At 69.5% G+C, this 15,965-nt stretch carries 13 protein-coding genes; 5 read left to right on the plus strand and 8 right to left on the minus strand.

Features of this window, described 5'->3' with window-relative positions; translation table 11 throughout:
- Positions 1-13: 13 nt before the first annotated feature.
- Positions 14-1,276, minus strand: a complete 1,263-nt coding sequence (locus tag ACQPYH_RS18615) for a ribonuclease D (RefSeq protein ID WP_432892904.1) — start codon at positions 1,274-1,276, stop codon at positions 14-16.
- Positions 1,273-1,875: a DUF3000 domain-containing protein gene (locus ACQPYH_RS18620; RefSeq protein ID WP_432892906.1), complete on the minus strand. Its 603-nt coding sequence runs from the start codon at positions 1,873-1,875 to the stop codon at positions 1,273-1,275. The genes ACQPYH_RS18615 and ACQPYH_RS18620 overlap by 4 nt, the downstream gene beginning before the upstream one ends.
- A 107-nt stretch (positions 1,876-1,982) precedes the next feature.
- On the opposite strand from ACQPYH_RS18620, the gene hemE reads away from it, so the two are divergent.
- From hemE to ACQPYH_RS18645, 5 genes are read left to right on the plus strand one after another with little or no spacing between them, the layout of a single operon-like run.
- Complete coding sequence (gene hemE, locus ACQPYH_RS18625; RefSeq protein ID WP_432892907.1) at positions 1,983-3,023, plus strand: uroporphyrinogen decarboxylase; 1,041 nt, start codon at positions 1,983-1,985, stop codon at positions 3,021-3,023.
- Positions 3,020-3,529: a GNAT family N-acetyltransferase gene (locus tag ACQPYH_RS18630; RefSeq protein WP_432892909.1), complete on the plus strand. Its 510-nt coding sequence runs from the start codon at positions 3,020-3,022 to the stop codon at positions 3,527-3,529. Before hemE ends, ACQPYH_RS18630 begins: the two co-directional genes overlap by 4 nt.
- Positions 3,526-4,935, plus strand: a complete 1,410-nt coding sequence (gene hemG, locus ACQPYH_RS18635) for a protoporphyrinogen oxidase (RefSeq protein ID WP_432892910.1) — start codon at positions 3,526-3,528, stop codon at positions 4,933-4,935. The genes ACQPYH_RS18630 and hemG overlap by 4 nt, the downstream gene beginning before the upstream one ends.
- Entirely contained in the window at positions 4,932-5,627 is a 696-nt protein-coding gene (gene hemQ / locus ACQPYH_RS18640; protein ID WP_432892912.1) for a hydrogen peroxide-dependent heme synthase, read from the plus strand. Before hemG ends, hemQ begins: the two co-directional genes overlap by 4 nt.
- A 4-nt stretch (positions 5,628-5,631) precedes the next feature.
- On the plus strand, positions 5,632-6,009 hold the full coding sequence (locus ACQPYH_RS18645; RefSeq protein ID WP_432892913.1) for a VOC family protein: 378 nt from the start codon (positions 5,632-5,634) through the stop codon (positions 6,007-6,009).
- Here ACQPYH_RS18645 and ACQPYH_RS18650 read toward each other — a convergent pair.
- From ACQPYH_RS18650 to ACQPYH_RS18675, 6 genes are all read right to left on the minus strand, one after another.
- Positions 6,006-8,036 (minus strand): AAA family ATPase, encoded by a 2,031-nt coding sequence (locus ACQPYH_RS18650; RefSeq protein WP_432892914.1) that lies wholly within the window; start codon positions 8,034-8,036, stop codon positions 6,006-6,008. The genes ACQPYH_RS18645 and ACQPYH_RS18650 overlap by 4 nt on opposite strands.
- 68 nt (positions 8,037-8,104) lie before the next feature.
- Complete coding sequence (gene msrB / locus ACQPYH_RS18655; protein ID WP_432892916.1) at positions 8,105-8,521, minus strand: peptide-methionine (R)-S-oxide reductase MsrB; 417 nt, start codon at positions 8,519-8,521, stop codon at positions 8,105-8,107.
- A gap of 62 nt (positions 8,522-8,583) precedes the next feature.
- Positions 8,584-10,971, minus strand: coding sequence for a lamin tail domain-containing protein (locus tag ACQPYH_RS18660; RefSeq protein WP_432892917.1), 2,388 nt, complete (start codon positions 10,969-10,971; stop codon positions 8,584-8,586).
- A gap of 82 nt (positions 10,972-11,053) precedes the next feature.
- On the minus strand, positions 11,054-12,412 hold the full coding sequence (locus ACQPYH_RS18665) for an adenylate/guanylate cyclase domain-containing protein (RefSeq protein ID WP_432892919.1): 1,359 nt from the start codon (positions 12,410-12,412) through the stop codon (positions 11,054-11,056).
- Positions 12,405-14,144 carry an FAD-dependent oxidoreductase gene (locus ACQPYH_RS18670; RefSeq protein WP_432892921.1) on the minus strand — a complete coding sequence of 580 codons (1,740 nt, stop codon included), beginning with the start codon at positions 14,142-14,144 and terminating at the stop codon, positions 12,405-12,407. Before ACQPYH_RS18670 ends, ACQPYH_RS18665 begins: the two co-directional genes overlap by 8 nt.
- Positions 14,145-14,295: 151 nt before the next feature.
- Positions 14,296-15,891 carry a M4 family metallopeptidase gene (locus ACQPYH_RS18675; RefSeq protein WP_432892923.1) on the minus strand — a complete coding sequence of 532 codons (1,596 nt, stop codon included), beginning with the start codon at positions 15,889-15,891 and terminating at the stop codon, positions 14,296-14,298.
- Between the last annotated feature and the right edge of the window lie 74 nt (positions 15,892-15,965).

Raw genomic sequence — 15,965 nt, forward strand, 5'->3', positions numbered from 1 at the left:
TCGAGCTGCCCCTCTAATCCAGCGGCTTGGCGGGGGCCTCGGAGGTCATGGCGTCGGTCAGGACCTCGGCTGTGAGGCCGATCTGCCACGGGCGGGCGTGGTGGTCGCGGAGGAACGTGGTGACGACGTCGAGGTTGACGTCGTTCGGCGGGGACCAGGCGAGGCGGCGGATCGTGTCCGGGGCCAGCAGGTTCTCCGTCGGCAGGCGGTGGGCCTCGGCGATCTCGGCGACCGCGGTGCGGGCGGCCGAGAGGCGTGCGGCGGCATCCGGGTCGCGGTCGGCCCAGGCGCGGGCCGGCGGCGGCCCGTCGTACCGCGGTCCTTGCTTGGGAAGCTCGGAGTCGGGGAGTTTGCGGGCGTGGTCGACCGCCTCCCACCAGGTCCGCATGTGCCTGTGCGCGCCGCGGCCCTTGAAGGCCGTGAGCTTCTGCAGCGTGTCCCGGTCGGCCGGCATCGCCGACGCGGCCTCGACGATCGCGGCGTCCGGCAGGATCCGGCCGGGGGAGATGTCCGCGGACTCGGCGATCTGGTCCCGCGCCTCCCACAGCGAGCGGACGACCGCCAGGCTGCGACGGTTACGGACCCGGTGCATCCCCGACGTACGTCGCCACGGGTCCGGCTTCGGCTCGCGCGGGGGAGCGTCGAGGATCGCGGCGAACTCCTGCTCGGCCCACTCCCACTTGCCCTCGCTGCGCAGCTCCTGCTCGATCGCGTTCCGCAGCTCGATCAGCATCTCGACGTCGAGAGCGGCGTACACGAGCCAGGGGGACGGGAGCGGCCGGGTGGACCAGTCGGCGGCCGAGTGCTCCTTGCGCATCCGGTAGCCGAGCACTTCGCTGACGAGCGAGGCGAGCCCGACCTTCGGGTAGCCGAGGAGGCGGCCGGCCAGCTCGGTGTCGAACACCTGTCGCGGCACCATCCCGACCTCGGCCAGACAGGCCAGGTCCTGGTTGGCGGCGTGGATGATCCACTCGGTGTCGACGATGGCGTCGCCGAGCGCGGACAGGTCGCCGAACGGGATCGGGTCGACGAGTGCGGAGCCGGAGCCTTCACGACGCAGCTGGACCAGGTACGCGCGGTGGGAGTAGCGGTAGCCGGAGGCGCGCTCGGCGTCGACTGCCACCGGGCCGGTGCCGGCGCGGAACGCCTCGACCGTCTCGGTCAGAGCGGACTCGACGTCGATCACGTCGGACAGCCCGTCCCGCAGCTCCAGCAGGGGCAGGTTGGCGATCGGGTCGTCCGCGGTGGACGGCTGCGGAGTGTTGGCTGAGGTCATCGGCCCCGCTGTCCGCGCCGGGTCGGCATCGCGACCACCCCCGGCGGAACCGGCGGCAGTCCGGCCGCCGTACACAGGACCTCGCCCCACGCCTCGGCGTGCCGGGTCACGTCCACGATTCCACCGGGTCCGGGCACGGGGCTCCAGGACGCACGGATCTCGATCTCCGCCGTCGCGTCGTCGTCGGCCATGCCGCCGAAGCTCTCCGATACCACTCTGGTGACGGTACCGCTCGGGGCCAGGAAGTCCGCGCCGCGGTCGGCCAGCGCCTCCATCAGCCAGGTCCAGCCCACGCCGCCGAGCAGCGCGTCGGTCACCATCTCCGGTTCGACGGCGGCACGCACGTACGCGACACAGCGGAAGGTCGACTGCCAGGCGTCGTTCCCGTCCGGGTCGTAGAGGATGACGAGTCGGCCGGTGGCGACATCGTCGCCGTCAACCGTCACGTCGGCGCTGACCGCGGCCGCATGCGGTGCGATCCGCTGCGGTGCGGGCATCTCCTCGACGAAAACCTCGGGCCGGAACCGGGCACCTCGTAACTGCGAGACTGCCTCGGCGAACTCCGCGGGTGGCGCGTCGACCTGCTTGCGGGCACCCATGCTTCGCAGCCTACGACCGATTACTCACCGACGCTTGTTTAGACGCGCCGGTAACTGGCCGCGACGGTGCTGACAAGTCGCCGCGGACCGCGTGGGATCATCGCTGTGTGTCTTCGACGTCGCTGGATCGTTCCCCGTACTTGCTGGCCGCCCGGGGCGAGCCGGTCCCGCATACTCCGGTGTGGTTCCAGCGCCAGGCCGGACGTGCGCTGCCCGAGTACCGCAAGGTCCGGGAGGGCATCTCGATGCTCGAGGCCCTCAGGCGGCCCGACCTCGTCGTCGAGATAACGCTCCAGCCGGTCCGCCGTTACGGCGTCGACGCTGCGGTCTTCTACTCCGACATCGTGGCTCCGCTGAAGTCGGCAGGTTTCGACATCGACATCAAGCCCGGCGTCGGCCCGGTGGTCGCCGAACCGATCCGCGACGCCACCGGCCTGAAGTCGGTCCGCCCGGTCACCCCGGCCGACGTTCCGTACACCACGGACGCGGTGCAGCAGCTGGTCTCCGAGCTCGGCGGGACCCCGCTCATCGGGTTCGCGGGCGCCCCGTTCACGGTCGCGTCGTACCTGATCGAGGGCGGACCGAGCAAGGACTTCGCCAGGACCAAGGCGATGATGCACGGCAACCCGGACCTCTGGCACGCGCTCGCGGACCGGCTCGCCGACGTCGCGATCGCGTACCTCGCGGTCCAGGTCGAGGCGGGCGCGTCCGCGATCCAGCTCTTCGACTCGTGGGCCGGTGGGCTGTCACCGCGCGACTACGAGCGGTTCGTGATGCCGCACTCGGCCAAGGTCTTCGAGGCGATCAAGTCGTACGACGTACCGCGGGTCCACTTCGGCGTGAACACCGGCGAGCTCCTCGGCCTGATGAGCGCGGCCGGCGCGGACGTGATCGGCGTCGACTGGCGCGTCCCGCTGGACGAGGCCGTACGACGCCTCGACACCCCGAAGCCGGTCCAGGGCAACCTCGACCCGGCGCTGCTGTTCGCCGGCTGGGACGCGATCGAGCCCGAGATCGACCGCATCCTCGACGAGGGCAAGAAGGCTCCGGGCCACATCTTCAACCTCGGCCACGGAGTCCCGCCGAACGCCGATCCCGACGTGCTGGCGCGGATCACGAAGTACGTCCAGACCCGGAGCGCGCGGTGACTCGTCTGCCGGACCACCCGGTGACTCTGGAGCCGCTGACCGCCGACCACGCCGACGCCGTCCTGAGCTTCGAGCGGGAGAACCGCGAGTACTTCGCCCAGTGGATCTGGGACCGCGGCGACGAGTACTTCGCGAACTTCGCCGCCAAGCACGCGGCGTTGCTCGCCGAGCAGACGGCCGGGATCTGCCGCTTCCACGTGCTGGTCGACGAGTCCGGTGCGGTCGCCGGGCGGGTGAACCTGGTCGATCTCGAGAACGGGTCGGCCGAGCTGGGCTACCGGATCGCCGAGAAGTGGGCGGGACAGGGCCTGGCGACGGCGGCGGTACGGGCGATCATCGGCCTCGCGGCGACGGAGTACGCGCTGACGACACTGCGGGCCGGGGCCTCGGACCGGAACCCCGCCTCCCAGACGGTGCTGACTCGGACCGGCTTCCGGCAGATCGGGACCTCGAGCACCGATCTCGGGCCGGGGAAGCGGTACGAACTGATCCTGGAGGGCGTGTGAGCCGGGTCGTTGTCGTCGGCGGCGGGATCAGCGGTCTGGCGGCGGCGTATGCGCTCGCAACCGGGCCGAATCCGCCGCAGATCACCGTGCTCGAAGGGTCGCCGCGGCTCGGAGGGAAGTTGGCGGGCGCTGAGATCGAGGGCGTGCCCGTCGATCTGGGTGCCGAGTCGGTGCTGGCGCGACGGCCCGAGGGTGTCGACCTGATCCGGGCGGTCGGACTCGGTGACGACATCGTCCACCCGGCGACTACCTCTGCCGGGCTGTGGGTAGGGGACCGGATCCGTGCGATCCCGCCGACCGTGATGGGTGTCCCGGTCGACCCGTCCGCGACGGCCGACGTACTCGGACCGGAGGCCGCCGAGCAGGTCGCGCATGAGGCTGACCTCCCCGCGCCGGCGCTGACCGAGGACGTCGCGATCGGCCGGTTCGTCGCCGGGCGCATGGGGTCCGCGGTCACCGACAAGCTGATCGACCCGCTGCTCGGCGGGGTGTACGCCGGAAAGGCCGACGAGATCTCGCTCGCCGCCGCCGTACCCGACCTGTACGCCAAGCTCCGGACCGCGCCGAGCCTCCTCGCCGCGACAGCCGAGCTCCGCGAGCTGGGCCGAAAACGCGCCGGCCAGCCGGTGTTCGCGGGCGTCGTCGGGGGTATCAACCGCATCATCACCGCGCTCGAGCAGGACCTGACTGCTCGTGGCGTGCAGATCCGCCGCAAACTGACCGTACGACGGATCTCGCGGACGCCGGACGGGTTCACCCTCGAGGCTGGACCCGTGCCAGCGCCGACGTACCTGACCGCGGACGCGGTGGTGGTCGCCGTACCCGCAGCCCCGGCCGCGCGGATGCTGACCGACCTGGTCCCGACGGCAGCGACCGAGCTCTCGACGATCGAGTACGCGAGTATGGCGATCGTCACGCTCGCGGTCCGCAAGCGCGACTGGCCGACCGGCGCCACCGGATCCGGGTTCCTCGTGCCGTCCGTCGAGGAGCGCACGATCAAGGCGTCGACGTACTCGCACGCCAAGTGGGCGTGGTCCGCGGAGGCCGGAGGAGACCTGGCCGTACTGCGTGCCTCGGTCGGCCGTCTCGGTGAGGAGTACGTGCTGCAGCGCTCCGACGAGGAGCTCGTGGCGCTCGCGGCCGCCGATCTACGCAAGGCGATCGGCCTGCAGGCGGAGGTCGTCGGGTCGCTCGTGACGCGCTGGGGCGGCGGCCTTCCGCAGTACGCCGTCGGGCACCTGGGTCGGGTCGATCGGGTCGAGGCGGCGGTGGCCGGCGTACCGGGGCTGGCCGTCTGCGGAGCGGCGTACCGGGGCGTCGGGATCCCGGCGTGTATCGCATCCGGCGGCAAGGCGGCCACCCGGGTGCTGGAGCATCTCAATGCATTGGAGACAATGGCGAAGTGACTGGTAAGCCGAAAGCCCGTGAGCTCAACGACGTCATCCGCTACACCTTGTGGTCGGTCTTCAAGGTCGAGACGCCGCTCGGTGATGCCGACCGCGACGAGCTGACCGCCGAGCTCAACGACCTGGTCAGCAAGCTCGCGGCCGACGACGTGGTGATCCGCGGCATCTACGACCTCGAGGGATTCCGGGCCGACGCCGACTTCATGATCTGGTGGCACGCGCCGACCTCGGACGCGCTGCAGCAGGCGTACCACGCGCTGCGCCGGTCGCGGCTCGGCCGGCACCTGGTCCCGGTCTGGTCGCAGTTCGCGCTGCACCGGCCGGCCGAGTTCAACAAGAGCCACATCCCGGCGTTCCTGGCCGACGAGGAGGCACGCCCGTACATCTGCGTGTACCCGTTCGTCCGGTCCTACGAGTGGTACCTGCTGCCGGACGAGGAGCGCCGGTTCATGCTCGCCGAGCACGGCAAGATGGCGCGCACGTACCCCGACGTACGGGCGAACACGGTCGCGTCGTTCGCGCTCGGCGACTACGAGTGGATCCTCGCCTTCGAGGCCGACGAGCTGCACCGGATGGTCGACCTGATGCGCGACCTGCGCGCGTCGACGGCCCGGCGGCATGTCCGCGAAGAGGTCCCGTTCTACACCGGCAAGCGCACCGAGTTCGGTGAGCTGATCGCCAACCTGGTCTGACCTGATGCACCGCAAGGCGTTCCCGGTGCTCTACGTCACCGACGTACGCCGGTCCGTCGAGTTCTACTCGCTCCTCGGCTACGAGTCGACGTACCAGTTCCCGCTGGAAGGCGACCCGCACTACGTCGGCCTCGAGCGGGGCGACTCGTCGCTGGGGATCTCGAACGCCGACTGGCCGGAGGCGCAGCTCGGCATCACCGTCGCCACCGGCCCGCGCTTCGAACTGTTCGTGTACGTCGACGACGTCGAGGCCGAGGTGGAACTGTTCCGGGCCGCGGGCCATCCCGTGCTGCAGGAGCCCGCGACCATGCCCTGGGGCGAACGACTGGCGTACCTCGCCGACCCCGAGGGCAATCCGGTCGCGCTGGCGACCCCGGTCTAAGTGCCTGGCTTCTGTAGCAGGTAGTCCTCGGCACGCATCGACGTCGGCGGCCGGACGTCGGCCGTGATGAGCTCGCGCAGGTCGCGCTCGGTCAGGCTGTCGGCGTCGCGGGCGGACAGCCGGGTGGCCTGGTTGGAGATGGCCTCCTCGAGCACGTTCCGGATGAACCGGCCGTTGCCGAAGCTGTGGCCACGAGGCGCGGGCGGGATGACGGTGCGGACCTTGTCCAGCACGTCCTCGCCGTAGATCATCCCCTTCTGCCGCGCCTGCAGCTCGAAGATCGCGACCAGCTGGTCGGTGTCGTACTCGCTGAACGACAGCAGCTTCGGGAAGCGTGACGCCAGACCGGTGTTCGACTCCATGAACCGCTGCATCTCCCGGTGGTACCCGGCCACGATCACGATGCAGTCGTTACGGTGGTCCTCCATCAGCTTCAGGATGGTGGCGACCGCTTCGAGGCCGTAGTCGCCCGGCGTGTTCTCCGGAGTCAGGCTGTACGCCTCGTCGATGAACAGCACGCCGCCGAGCGCCTCGCGGAACTTGCCCGCGGTCATCGGCGCCGTCGCGCCGACACTGGGGCCGACCAGGTCGGATCGGTCGACCTCGACCACGTGGCCCTTCTCGAGAACGCCGAGCTGGTGGTAGATCCGGCTGAGCAGCCGCGCGATCGTCGTCTTCGCCGTACCGGGCTTGCCGACGAAGACCATGTGGCGGGCCCGCTCGTGGCTCGGCAGGCCCAATTCGGTACGCCGCAGGTTGGTCTTCACCTCGGCGACCATCTTGCGGACCGCGTCCTTGACCGACTCCAGGCCGATCAGCGCATCCAGTTCGGCGAGCGGGTTCTCGCTGAAGTCCAGCGGCTTCGGCAGTGGCTCGTCGAGGTTGCCGTCGTCGGCGGAACGGTCCGCGTCGTCCCGGACCGTGTTCCAGACCGACGAGAGCGAGTTTGCCTCGTTCTCCGCGGCGGCGGTGGTCTCGAGCGCGTTCCAGCGCTCCCGATCGAGGATGCGGAACAGCGAGGTCAGGTCGGGGATCTCGGGCTCCGGCCACGGCGCCTTGGTGAGTACGCCGGACAGGTGAATGGCGGAGCGGGTGGCGGCCGCGGCCCAGGCCCGGGCGACCGGTGCCTGGCCGCTGCGGATCGCGCGGGCGAGCCACTGGTTGACGTGCGCCAGCCAGGTCTGCCGGTTGAACGTCTGGTGGATCTCGACGAGCGCCTTCTCGAGGTCCTGGGCGGTGCTGCCCAGGCTCTGGGCGACGGCCTTCGGGATGCCGCGCAGACCGGTGGCGAGGATCAGCTCGGCCATCAGTTGTGCGTAGTCACCGGCGTACTCGTCCGGGCTCGTCATCAGCAGCCGGGCGTGGGTGTCGCGGATCGAGTTGAGCGAGTAGCGCAGGGCCGCGGACGGGCCGCCGAGCTCGGGGAGTACGGCGCGCTCGCTGTCCTTGAGCGCGTCGTTGCGCCAGTACTGCGCGATGTCGTCGTACTCGCCCGTGACGTGCAGGTGGGTCGCTTCGCGGTCGGCGAGGACCCGGTCGAAGGCGGTCGTCAGCGCCTGGGCGCGGGCCGCCATCGGGGGAGCGTCGAGGAACAGGCTGACGACGTCGCGGGACAGCCGCAGCGCCTGCCGCCGGCCGTGCTCGCGGAAGCCGCGGGCGCCGGCGATCGCCTGCAGGTGCCAGTCGGTCGGCGCGACGTACACGACGTGTCCGGCGCCGCCTAGCCGGGAGGACGGGCGGTAGAAGTCGTGCGTGAGCTCGGTGCCGAGATCGGCGTACTCACCGTGCAGGACCGGGATCCACCCGGTCAGCAGGGGCGCGATCTCGTGGGTGAACCAGACGGACGCCGGGGTGCCCTTGATGAAGCCCGGGAACGCCTCCGCCCGCAACGGTCGCAGTGCCTCCGGGTCGTCGGCCCAGGCGCGCAGCTGTGCGCGAACCCGAGCCGTCCATTCGGCTGGTACCTCCCACGGCTCCGATGCCGCCAGCACATCCAGAACTCGCGGTCTGCGGACGTCGTCTGCCACCAAAATCCTTCCCCAGGAGCCACCAGCCGACCCAGTCTAGAGCTAGACCGGGCGACTGGTTCGCAAGCTCAGGCTGGGGCGAGCGTCAGGCTGACGCTGTTGATGCAGTAGCGCTGGTCGGTCGGGGTGCCGTAGCCCTCGCCCTCGAAGACGTGGCCCAGGTGGGAGCCGCAGTTGGCGCAGCGGACCTCGACGCGCTTCATGCCGAGGGTGCTGTCCTCGATGTACTCGACCCGGTCCTCGGCCAGCGGCGCGTAGAACGACGGCCAGCCGCAGTGCGAGTCGAACTTGGTCTCGCTGCGGAACAGTTCGGCGTCGCAGGCGCGGCACTTGTACACGCCCACGGTCTTGGTGTCGGTGTACTCACCGACGAACGGCCGCTCGGTGCCGGCCTTGCGCAGCACCTGGAACTCGGCGGGGGAGAGCTGCGCCTTCCACTCCGCGTCGGACTTCTGGACGGCGTACTGCTTGGTTGAATCAGTCACACCTTAATCATCGCTGGTCCGGGCAAGGAAATTCCGCCCGGACCAGCGACGTAAGACTCCGGTTATCGCACCCAGGACGGCAACGGAATCAGCTTCACCACCTGCGGGTCGTGGTCGGAGATCTGGTCCGGGAACTCCGCGTTCATGTGCACGACGTCGTACGCCGAGGCCGGGCGCAGGTTCTGCGAGATCAGGATCTGGTCCAGGATCTGGCTGTTGCCCTCGAACACGTAGCTGTACCGCTCCTTCAGCGGCAGTGTCCGGGGCAGGTCGATCAGCGAGGTCTTGCCCGAGCCGACCAGGATGTCCGCGGTCTGCGACCAGTCGAAGTCGTTCAGGTCACCCAGGACGACCACGTTCGCGCCCTTGTCCTTGGCGAAGATCTGGTCCACGAACCCGCGGACCGCCTCGGCCTGCTGGTGACGCTTCGGCGCGCTGGACTGCACCGGCGGCTGGAACCGGCCCCAGAGCGGGTCGTCGCCACCCTTGGAGCTGAAGTGGTTGACCACCACGAACAGCGACTGGCCGTGCCAGGTGAACTCGCCGGCCAGCGGGACCCGGGTGTCGGCCCAGGCCGGGTTGGCCGGGTCGACGCGGCCCGGCGACGAGCTCAGGTGCGGCTTGCCGAACCGGTCGGTGGTGATCGTCGTGGCGACCGTCGAGCCGCCGCCCGCGCGGTCGACGAACTTGACCGGCTTGTCGGTCCGGTACATGAACGCGACCCGGATGTTGCCGCCCGGCTCGCCGCCTTCCTTGCCGTCGATCGGGTCGATCTCACGCCAGGCATACTTCGGTCCGCCCGCCTTCACGATCGCAGCGGCCAGGGTGTTCAGCGTGACGTCGGCAGCGACCGTGCCGGAGTTGACCGCACCGTCGTTGTCCTGAACCTCTTCGAGGCCGAGGATGTCCGGCGAGGCGAGGTTCTTCACGACCGCCTGCGCCAGCCCGTCGAACTTGGCCGGACCGTCGGCCGGGTCGAGGTTCTCGACGTTGAACGTCGCCACCGACACGTGCAGCGGCGAGGACTTCTCGGTGACCTCACGCTTGACGCCACCGTCGATCACGGTCGGCGTGACGGTCGGCAGGAACTTGAAGTTGCCGAACGAGTAGTCCAGAACACCCGTCACGACACCGGCCAGCTTGTCACCGGTCTTCGCGTCCGGGATCGGCACGAGTACGTCGTCCAGCAGCACCCGCTCCGGGTTGCTGTCGGTCTTCTGCAGCAGGATCCCGCCGCGGACCGTCCGCACCCCGGCACCGGCCGGTACGACGGACAGCTCGCGGAACGAGCTCGTCGGGCCGGTGACCTGCGGCTGGTTGATACCCAGCCACATGCCCTCCAGCGACTCCCAGAAGTCCAGCCCGTCGTTGGCCGGGTCGAACGCCGTACTCGTGGTCTCGGCGTCACCGGCCGAGTCGTCGTCGATCACGGTCGACGGCGGAACGCGTCCGCCCGGTCCGACGATCGTCGGTGCCGGTACGGCGGCCGTGCCGGTGACGGTTATCTTCGCGTTGGTCAGCTCGGTCGTGGTCAGGTTCGTCGTACCGCCGGAGCCGCCGGGGCGGAATTCGGCGACCGAGCCCTCGACGTTCAGGGCGTCACCGACGGACACGGTCGGCGCGGAGCTGGTGAAGACGAACACGCCCTCGCTGGTGGCCGGGTTGTCGTCCGGCTGCGAGTCCTGGAACCAGAAACCGTTGCTGCTCACCGCGGTGACGACACCGGTGACGTTGGAGACGCGCTTGCCATCGAGCGGCGAGCGGTGCGCGGCGCCCTGGATGTCGTGGATCTTGGCGTCCACGGGCGGCTCGGCCGGTCCACCGGTCAGCGTGCCCGGCGACGGGTTGCCCGCGGTGAAGTCGGCGCTGTTGTTGTCGGTGTCCTGCTTCGGGTCGTTGCGCGCGGCCGAAGTGGTGTTCGACAGGCCCGGCGCGGGCGCGGTCTCGGAGTCTCCGGCGGTGCCGTAGCCGACGTAGTCCTTCACGCTCGGGTCCGCGTGGCAGGTCGCTCCGCAGGCCAGTGCCGTCTGCGTGGTGACCAGCGCGACCTTGCCGGCCGTCGCGGACATCGCGATGGTGCCGGTGACGTTCGGGGTGGGCATCGGCTGGCCGTTCGCGCCGCCGCCCTCCTGGACCAGGTACGTCGCTCCCGGGTCGATGCTGCCGGTCAGCTTGGTGACCTGCCACGTGCTGCCGGCGGCCGACGCGTACTGGACCGACCAGCCGCTGACATCGATCGCGGCCGAGCCGTTGTTGGTCAGCTCGACGAAGTCGTTCGTGTACGGCGCGCCGCTGTTGCCGCCACCGCCGTACACCTCGGTGACGACCACATCGGTCGAAGCGGCCTGTGCGGGCGTGGCGAGGATGGCCACCGCCAACCCGGACGCGAGAAGACTGGTCGTGACCACGAGGGCGCCCAGGCGGCGCCGTGGTCGGTTCAGGGCAGACATGGCCCGGATTCTCACATCGGCAGATGTGCGTTCCTAGGTCCAACACGTGAACACACGGTGCGCGCCTCGAACGCACGGGTGATCATTCGCCCAGCGCGAGCAACTGGTACACCTCCACCGGCTCCGCCTTGCCCTTCAAACTCAGCAGTCCGAGTGACTCGGTGCGTGCCTGCGGCAGGAGCGCCTTCGTCGCCGGCCCGATCGCGACCGCCCCGCCCGGAGCCTTGCCTTCGATCCGCGACGCGACATTCACCGTGTCCCCGATCACGGTGTGCGTTCGTCCGCCCTCGGTCCCCAGCAGGCTCACCGACGCGATCCCGCTGTTGATGCCGACCCGGAACTTCGGCCAGTTCGGGTGCGAAGCCTGGACGGCGGCCGCGGCTGCCTGCAGGGCGAGTCCCGCGGCGGCCGCCAGGCGTGCGTGGTCCGGCTGGTCACCCCGCTTGTTGAAGGTGACCATCAACGCGTCCCCGATGATCCGGTCGACGTCGCCGCCGTGCCGTCGTACCACCTGCGGTACGACGACCTCGAAGTACGTGTTGAGCATCGCCGTGACCTCGGCCGGCCCGTGCTTCTCGGAGAACGTCGTGAAGCCCTGCAGATCCGCGAACAGGACGCTCAGCTCGCGCTCCCCGGACACGGTGCCGGCCTGGTACAGGTCTGCGAACCGTTCCTCGTACCACTGGATCCGCACCCCGGCCACGACCAGCACGAACGCCGACAGCATCAGCACATGCCATTCCCACCAGGACAGATGCCAGTTCCGCGCGAACACCAGCGCGACCATCGCCTCCGCCAGCAGCACGAACGCGGAGACCATCGACAGGAGCATCAACGACGGCCGGGCCCACCAGGTCTGCAGATACCGCACCGCGGCGACGGCATAGAGGATGATCGCGGGGATGGCGAGGGCGGTCAGGATGCCGTCGGCGGTCTCCGGCACCGCGGTCTGGTGCAGCGGCGGCAATCGCAGTATCGAAGCGACCGCCCATAACACCATCAGGAGCAGCAGAGCGACGCGGAGGCGACGGCCCCAGACGACGCCGGAGATGGTCAGACTCGACAGGAACGCGAACACGGAGCCCAGCGCGACCCCCACCGGCGTTGCGAGCGTGAAGCCGGCGTTCGGCGTGTCCAGCATGACCTTCGGCGTTGCGAGCGCGTGCAGTCCCAGAAACCCAGCCGCCGACAGGAACGCCAGCGACACGAACAGCACCCGCGCGTCACCTCGTCGTAGTGCCGTCGCACCGGTCAGATACGCCAGACCGGCGCTCAGCCCTGCCGTCAGCAACACCAGCCAGAAGTGCGTCGGATGATGCTCCCAGTGCAGATCCAGCTGTGGCTGGCGCAGTAGCAACACCAGCCCCGCGAGCGGTACGAGCAGCACCAGCGCGGTGAGCGCCACCATCGCGGGCGTGTAGACGAACCGCCGTTCAGGCATCCGAGGAGACCCTGAGATGGGTGTGGATCTGCGAGACCACCACGGATCCTTCGCCCACCGCCGAGGCCACCCGCTTCACCGACTCCGACCGCACGTCCCCGACAGCGAAGAGCCCGGGAACCGTCGTCTCGTAAGGCTGCGGCGGCCGGTTCTCGCGCCACAACGGATCCGCGGCCGCGTCGGACCCGGTCAGCACGAACCCGCGCGGATCCCGGGCCACGCCGTCCGGCAGCCATTCGGTCCCCGGCACCGCGCCGATCATCACGAACAATCCGTCGACCGGCAGGGTCTCCTCGGCGCCGGTCTTGCGATCCCGCAGCGTCATCCGCTGCAGCCGCCCGTCGCCGCCGCCGTCGACCACCTCGCTCGACGCCCGCACCGTGATGTTGTCCGCGGCATCGATCGCATCGATCAGGTACTTCGACATACTCGCCGTCAGGTCCTCGCCGCGGATCACCAGCAGCACCTGCCGGCAGTAGCGCGCGAGGTGCAGAACCGCTTGTCCTGCTGAGTTCCCGCCGCCGACCACACAGGCGTCCCGGTTCATCAGCCCGTGCGCCTCTGAGACGCTCGCGCCGTAGTACACGCCGTTCCCCATCAGCTTCTCCAGCGAGGGAACGTTGAGCCGCCGATAGGTGACGCCCGTCGCGAGGACGACTGCTCGCGCCGTCACCTCGCCCACATCACCGATCACCGCGCGGAACTCGCCGTCGCTTTTCTCGAGGTGCTCGACCGTCCGCATCAGCACGAAATGCGCCCCGAACACCCACGCCTGCTGATACCCGCGCTGCGCCAGATCCGACCCGCGAATACCGCGGGAGAAGCCGAGATAGTTCCGGATCAGCGAACTCGTGCCGGCCTGCCCGCCGATCGACTCCCGCTCGACGACGAGCGTCCGCAAACCCTCCGACGACGCGTACACCGCAGTTGCCAATCCACCAGGACCGGCACCGATCACCAGTACGTCGAACGACGTGTCGTCCGACGCCAACGTCGTCGGCACACCCCAGGCCTCGGCGATCTCCACATCGGTCGGATCACGCAGCAGGGTGCCGCCGACCGCCGGCATCCACACCAGCACGCGGTCGCCGGGATCCGGCTCGCCGATGAACTCCAATGCGTCGTTGGCGAGCGGCGTACCGCTGGCTCGGAACGCACTCGGGATGCCGTTGCGGGCAAGCAGGCTGCGGATCTCCTGGCCTCGGACCGATAGCTCGGCCGCGATCACCACGACCTCGCGCAGGTTGGCGACCTCGAACCGCGACCACTCCTGGACGAACTCGGCCACGGTCCGGTGGAACAGCTCGTCGTGCCCGATCCACGGTTTGAGGACGTAGTAGTTGATGTCGCCGACCGACATCGCGGTCAGGATCGCGGAGGCCGTCGTACGGTCGGCCCACGCGCCCCACTCGATCAGCAGCGCCCGGCGCGCGTCCGGATGCAGGGTCCGTGCGGCCGCGAAGAGTTCGGCGCGCTCGTCGTCGGGCAGCGCGTTGTCGACCATGACGACGGCGACCCGTTGTTCCGACTCGTGTGCTCGGCGTAGAACGTCCAACCCAGCCGCCGTCGTCGCCTCGCCGCGCACGCGGAAGTCGGAGCCGAAGCCGCGGTCCAACTCCGTTTCGCAACGCTCCAGACGCTCCGGGTCAGCGTCGACGACGAGCAGTAGCGGTCTGGCCGCCTTCAAGCGCGGCCGTCTCGGTTCACGATGCCCCCGGGGCTCCCCACCCATGGTGTGACGGTAGGTCCGCACAAACCGCGTGGCAATGCGTAAAGCGTTTGTTCGCCGGATCCCTGTCCGCCCCAGTGGGACAGGGATCCGGCAAGACCTCGAGGGCCTGTCTGGCAATCCACCGCCTACTGCGGGGATTGCCAGACAGGCCCTAGTTCACTGCGACTGCGGACCAGGCAGCCGCGACGGCCGCGCGCTCGCCGCTGCTGGCGCCGTACAGGTCGGTGGCCGCGTTCAGCGTCGCGGTCCGGGCCTGGGCGTACGTCGTGCCGCTGGTCATGTACGTCGTCAGCGCGCGGTACCAGATCTTGCCGAGCTTGTCGTGGCCGATGCCGGTGATCGACGAACCGTTGCAGGTCGGCGAGTTGTGCGGCAGGCCGCCGATCGTCTTCGCGCCGGTGCCCTCCGCGAGCAGGTACGCGAAGTGGTTCGCGATCGCCGACGAGTAGTGCACGTCGAGGTTGCCGACGCCGGAGCTGTAGCAGTCGGGGGACTGGCCGTCCTTGCTCGGCTTGTCCATGTAGCGCAGCGCCGGCCGGTCCTTCATGATCTTCTCGCCGATGTAGTAGTCACCCGGGTCGGCGGCGCTGTTGGAGTAGAACTCGACGAGGGTGCCGAAGATGTCGCTGGTCGCCTCGTTCAGGCCGCCGGACTCACCGGAGTACGTGAGGTTGGCGGTGTGCTCGGTGACGCCGTGGGACATCTCGTGGCCGGCCACGTCGATCGAGACCAACGGTCCCGCCGCGACGTTGTCGCCGTCGCCGTACGTCATCTGCTTGCCGTCCCAGAACGCGTTGACATAGTTGGTGCCGTAGTGCACGCGGCTCGGAACACCCTTGCCGTCGCCGAAGATCCCGTTCCGGCCGTGCACGTTCTTGTAGTAATCGAACGTGGTCGCGGCGCCGTAGTGCGCGTCGACGGCCGCCGATGCGCGGTCGGCGGTGGTGCCGGTGCCCCAGTGGTTGTCGGCGTCGACGAACTTCGTCGGCGTCGGGCAACCCAGCTGGAGGATCTGGCACAGGATCGAGTCGGTCTTGTTGTTCGCGTCCGCGGTGAATCCGTTGCCGCGAGTCGCGTCCGTCAGCGTGAAGCCGCCGGTGGCCGTCGACGTCTGCAGCGGCACGGTCCCGGAGTACAGGCTCTTGCCGTCACCGGCCGCGGTCTCGATGTGCTGCTCGCTGACCAGCTTCGCGCCGGTCAGGGCGTCGATCGTCGTGGTGATGCGGCTCGGCGTACCGTCGGCCTGGGTGCCGCCGGTGGTGACGAGGTAGGCCAGCCGCGGCGTGCCCTTGCGTGCCTCGATCACCAGGCTGGGCTTGCCCTCGGCCTTCAGGCCCTTGGCGAGTGCCTTCGCCGTTGCGGTCGCGACGCTGACCTTCGGCGTACGGCCGACGTTCGCGCTCTTGCTCAGCGTCAGACTGGCGCCCTTGAACGCGCCGTCCTTAGCCTGATGTACGACGACATCGCCGCCGAGCACCGGGAGGCCGCCGATTGTGCGGTCCATCCGGACGTGGCTGGAACCGTCGGCGTCGACGATGACGTCCTTGACCACGAACGTGTCGGCCGTCGTGGCCCGCAGCGCGATCAGGTTGCTGGTGATTGCTGACTTGGCCTTGGCGATGGCCGCGGCGGGGGTGGGGACAGGCGAGGCCGTCGGCGCGCCGGTTGATGCAGTGGCGCTGGTCAGTCCGAGGGCGGTCGTGGTCACCACTGCGGTGGCAGCGGCGATCAGGGCGGATCTGTTCATCCTCGCGCTCCTTCTCAGGTGTCCCGGGGGCCTCACGCCCCAGGAACGAGGTGCAGGAACGTTACCGCTCGGTC

It is taken from the genome of Kribbella sp. CA-245084, from assembly GCF_050942355.1.
Classification (GTDB): Bacteria; Actinomycetota; Actinomycetes; order Propionibacteriales; family Kribbellaceae; genus Kribbella.

Bases quoted from the DNA above. Each gene is read 5' to 3' on its own strand.
- ACQPYH_RS18615 (WP_432892904.1), bottom strand. From the start codon at position 1,276: ATGACCTCAGCCAACACTCCGCAGCCGTCCACCGCGGACGACCCGATC.
- ACQPYH_RS18620 (WP_432892906.1), bottom strand. From the start codon at position 1,875: ATGGGTGCCCGCAAGCAGGTCGACGCGCCACCCGCGGAGTTCGCCGAG.
- ACQPYH_RS18645 (WP_432892913.1), top strand. From the start codon at position 5,632: ATGCACCGCAAGGCGTTCCCGGTGCTCTACGTCACCGACGTACGCCGG.
- ACQPYH_RS18660 (WP_432892917.1), bottom strand. From the start codon at position 10,971: ATGTCTGCCCTGAACCGACCACGGCGCCGCCTGGGCGCCCTCGTGGTC.
- ACQPYH_RS18665 (WP_432892919.1), bottom strand. From the start codon at position 12,412: ATGCCTGAACGGCGGTTCGTCTACACGCCCGCGATGGTGGCGCTCACC.
- ACQPYH_RS18670 (WP_432892921.1), bottom strand. From the start codon at position 14,144: ATGGGTGGGGAGCCCCGGGGGCATCGTGAACCGAGACGGCCGCGCTTG.
- ACQPYH_RS18675 (WP_432892923.1), bottom strand. From the start codon at position 15,891: ATGAACAGATCCGCCCTGATCGCCGCTGCCACCGCAGTGGTGACCACG.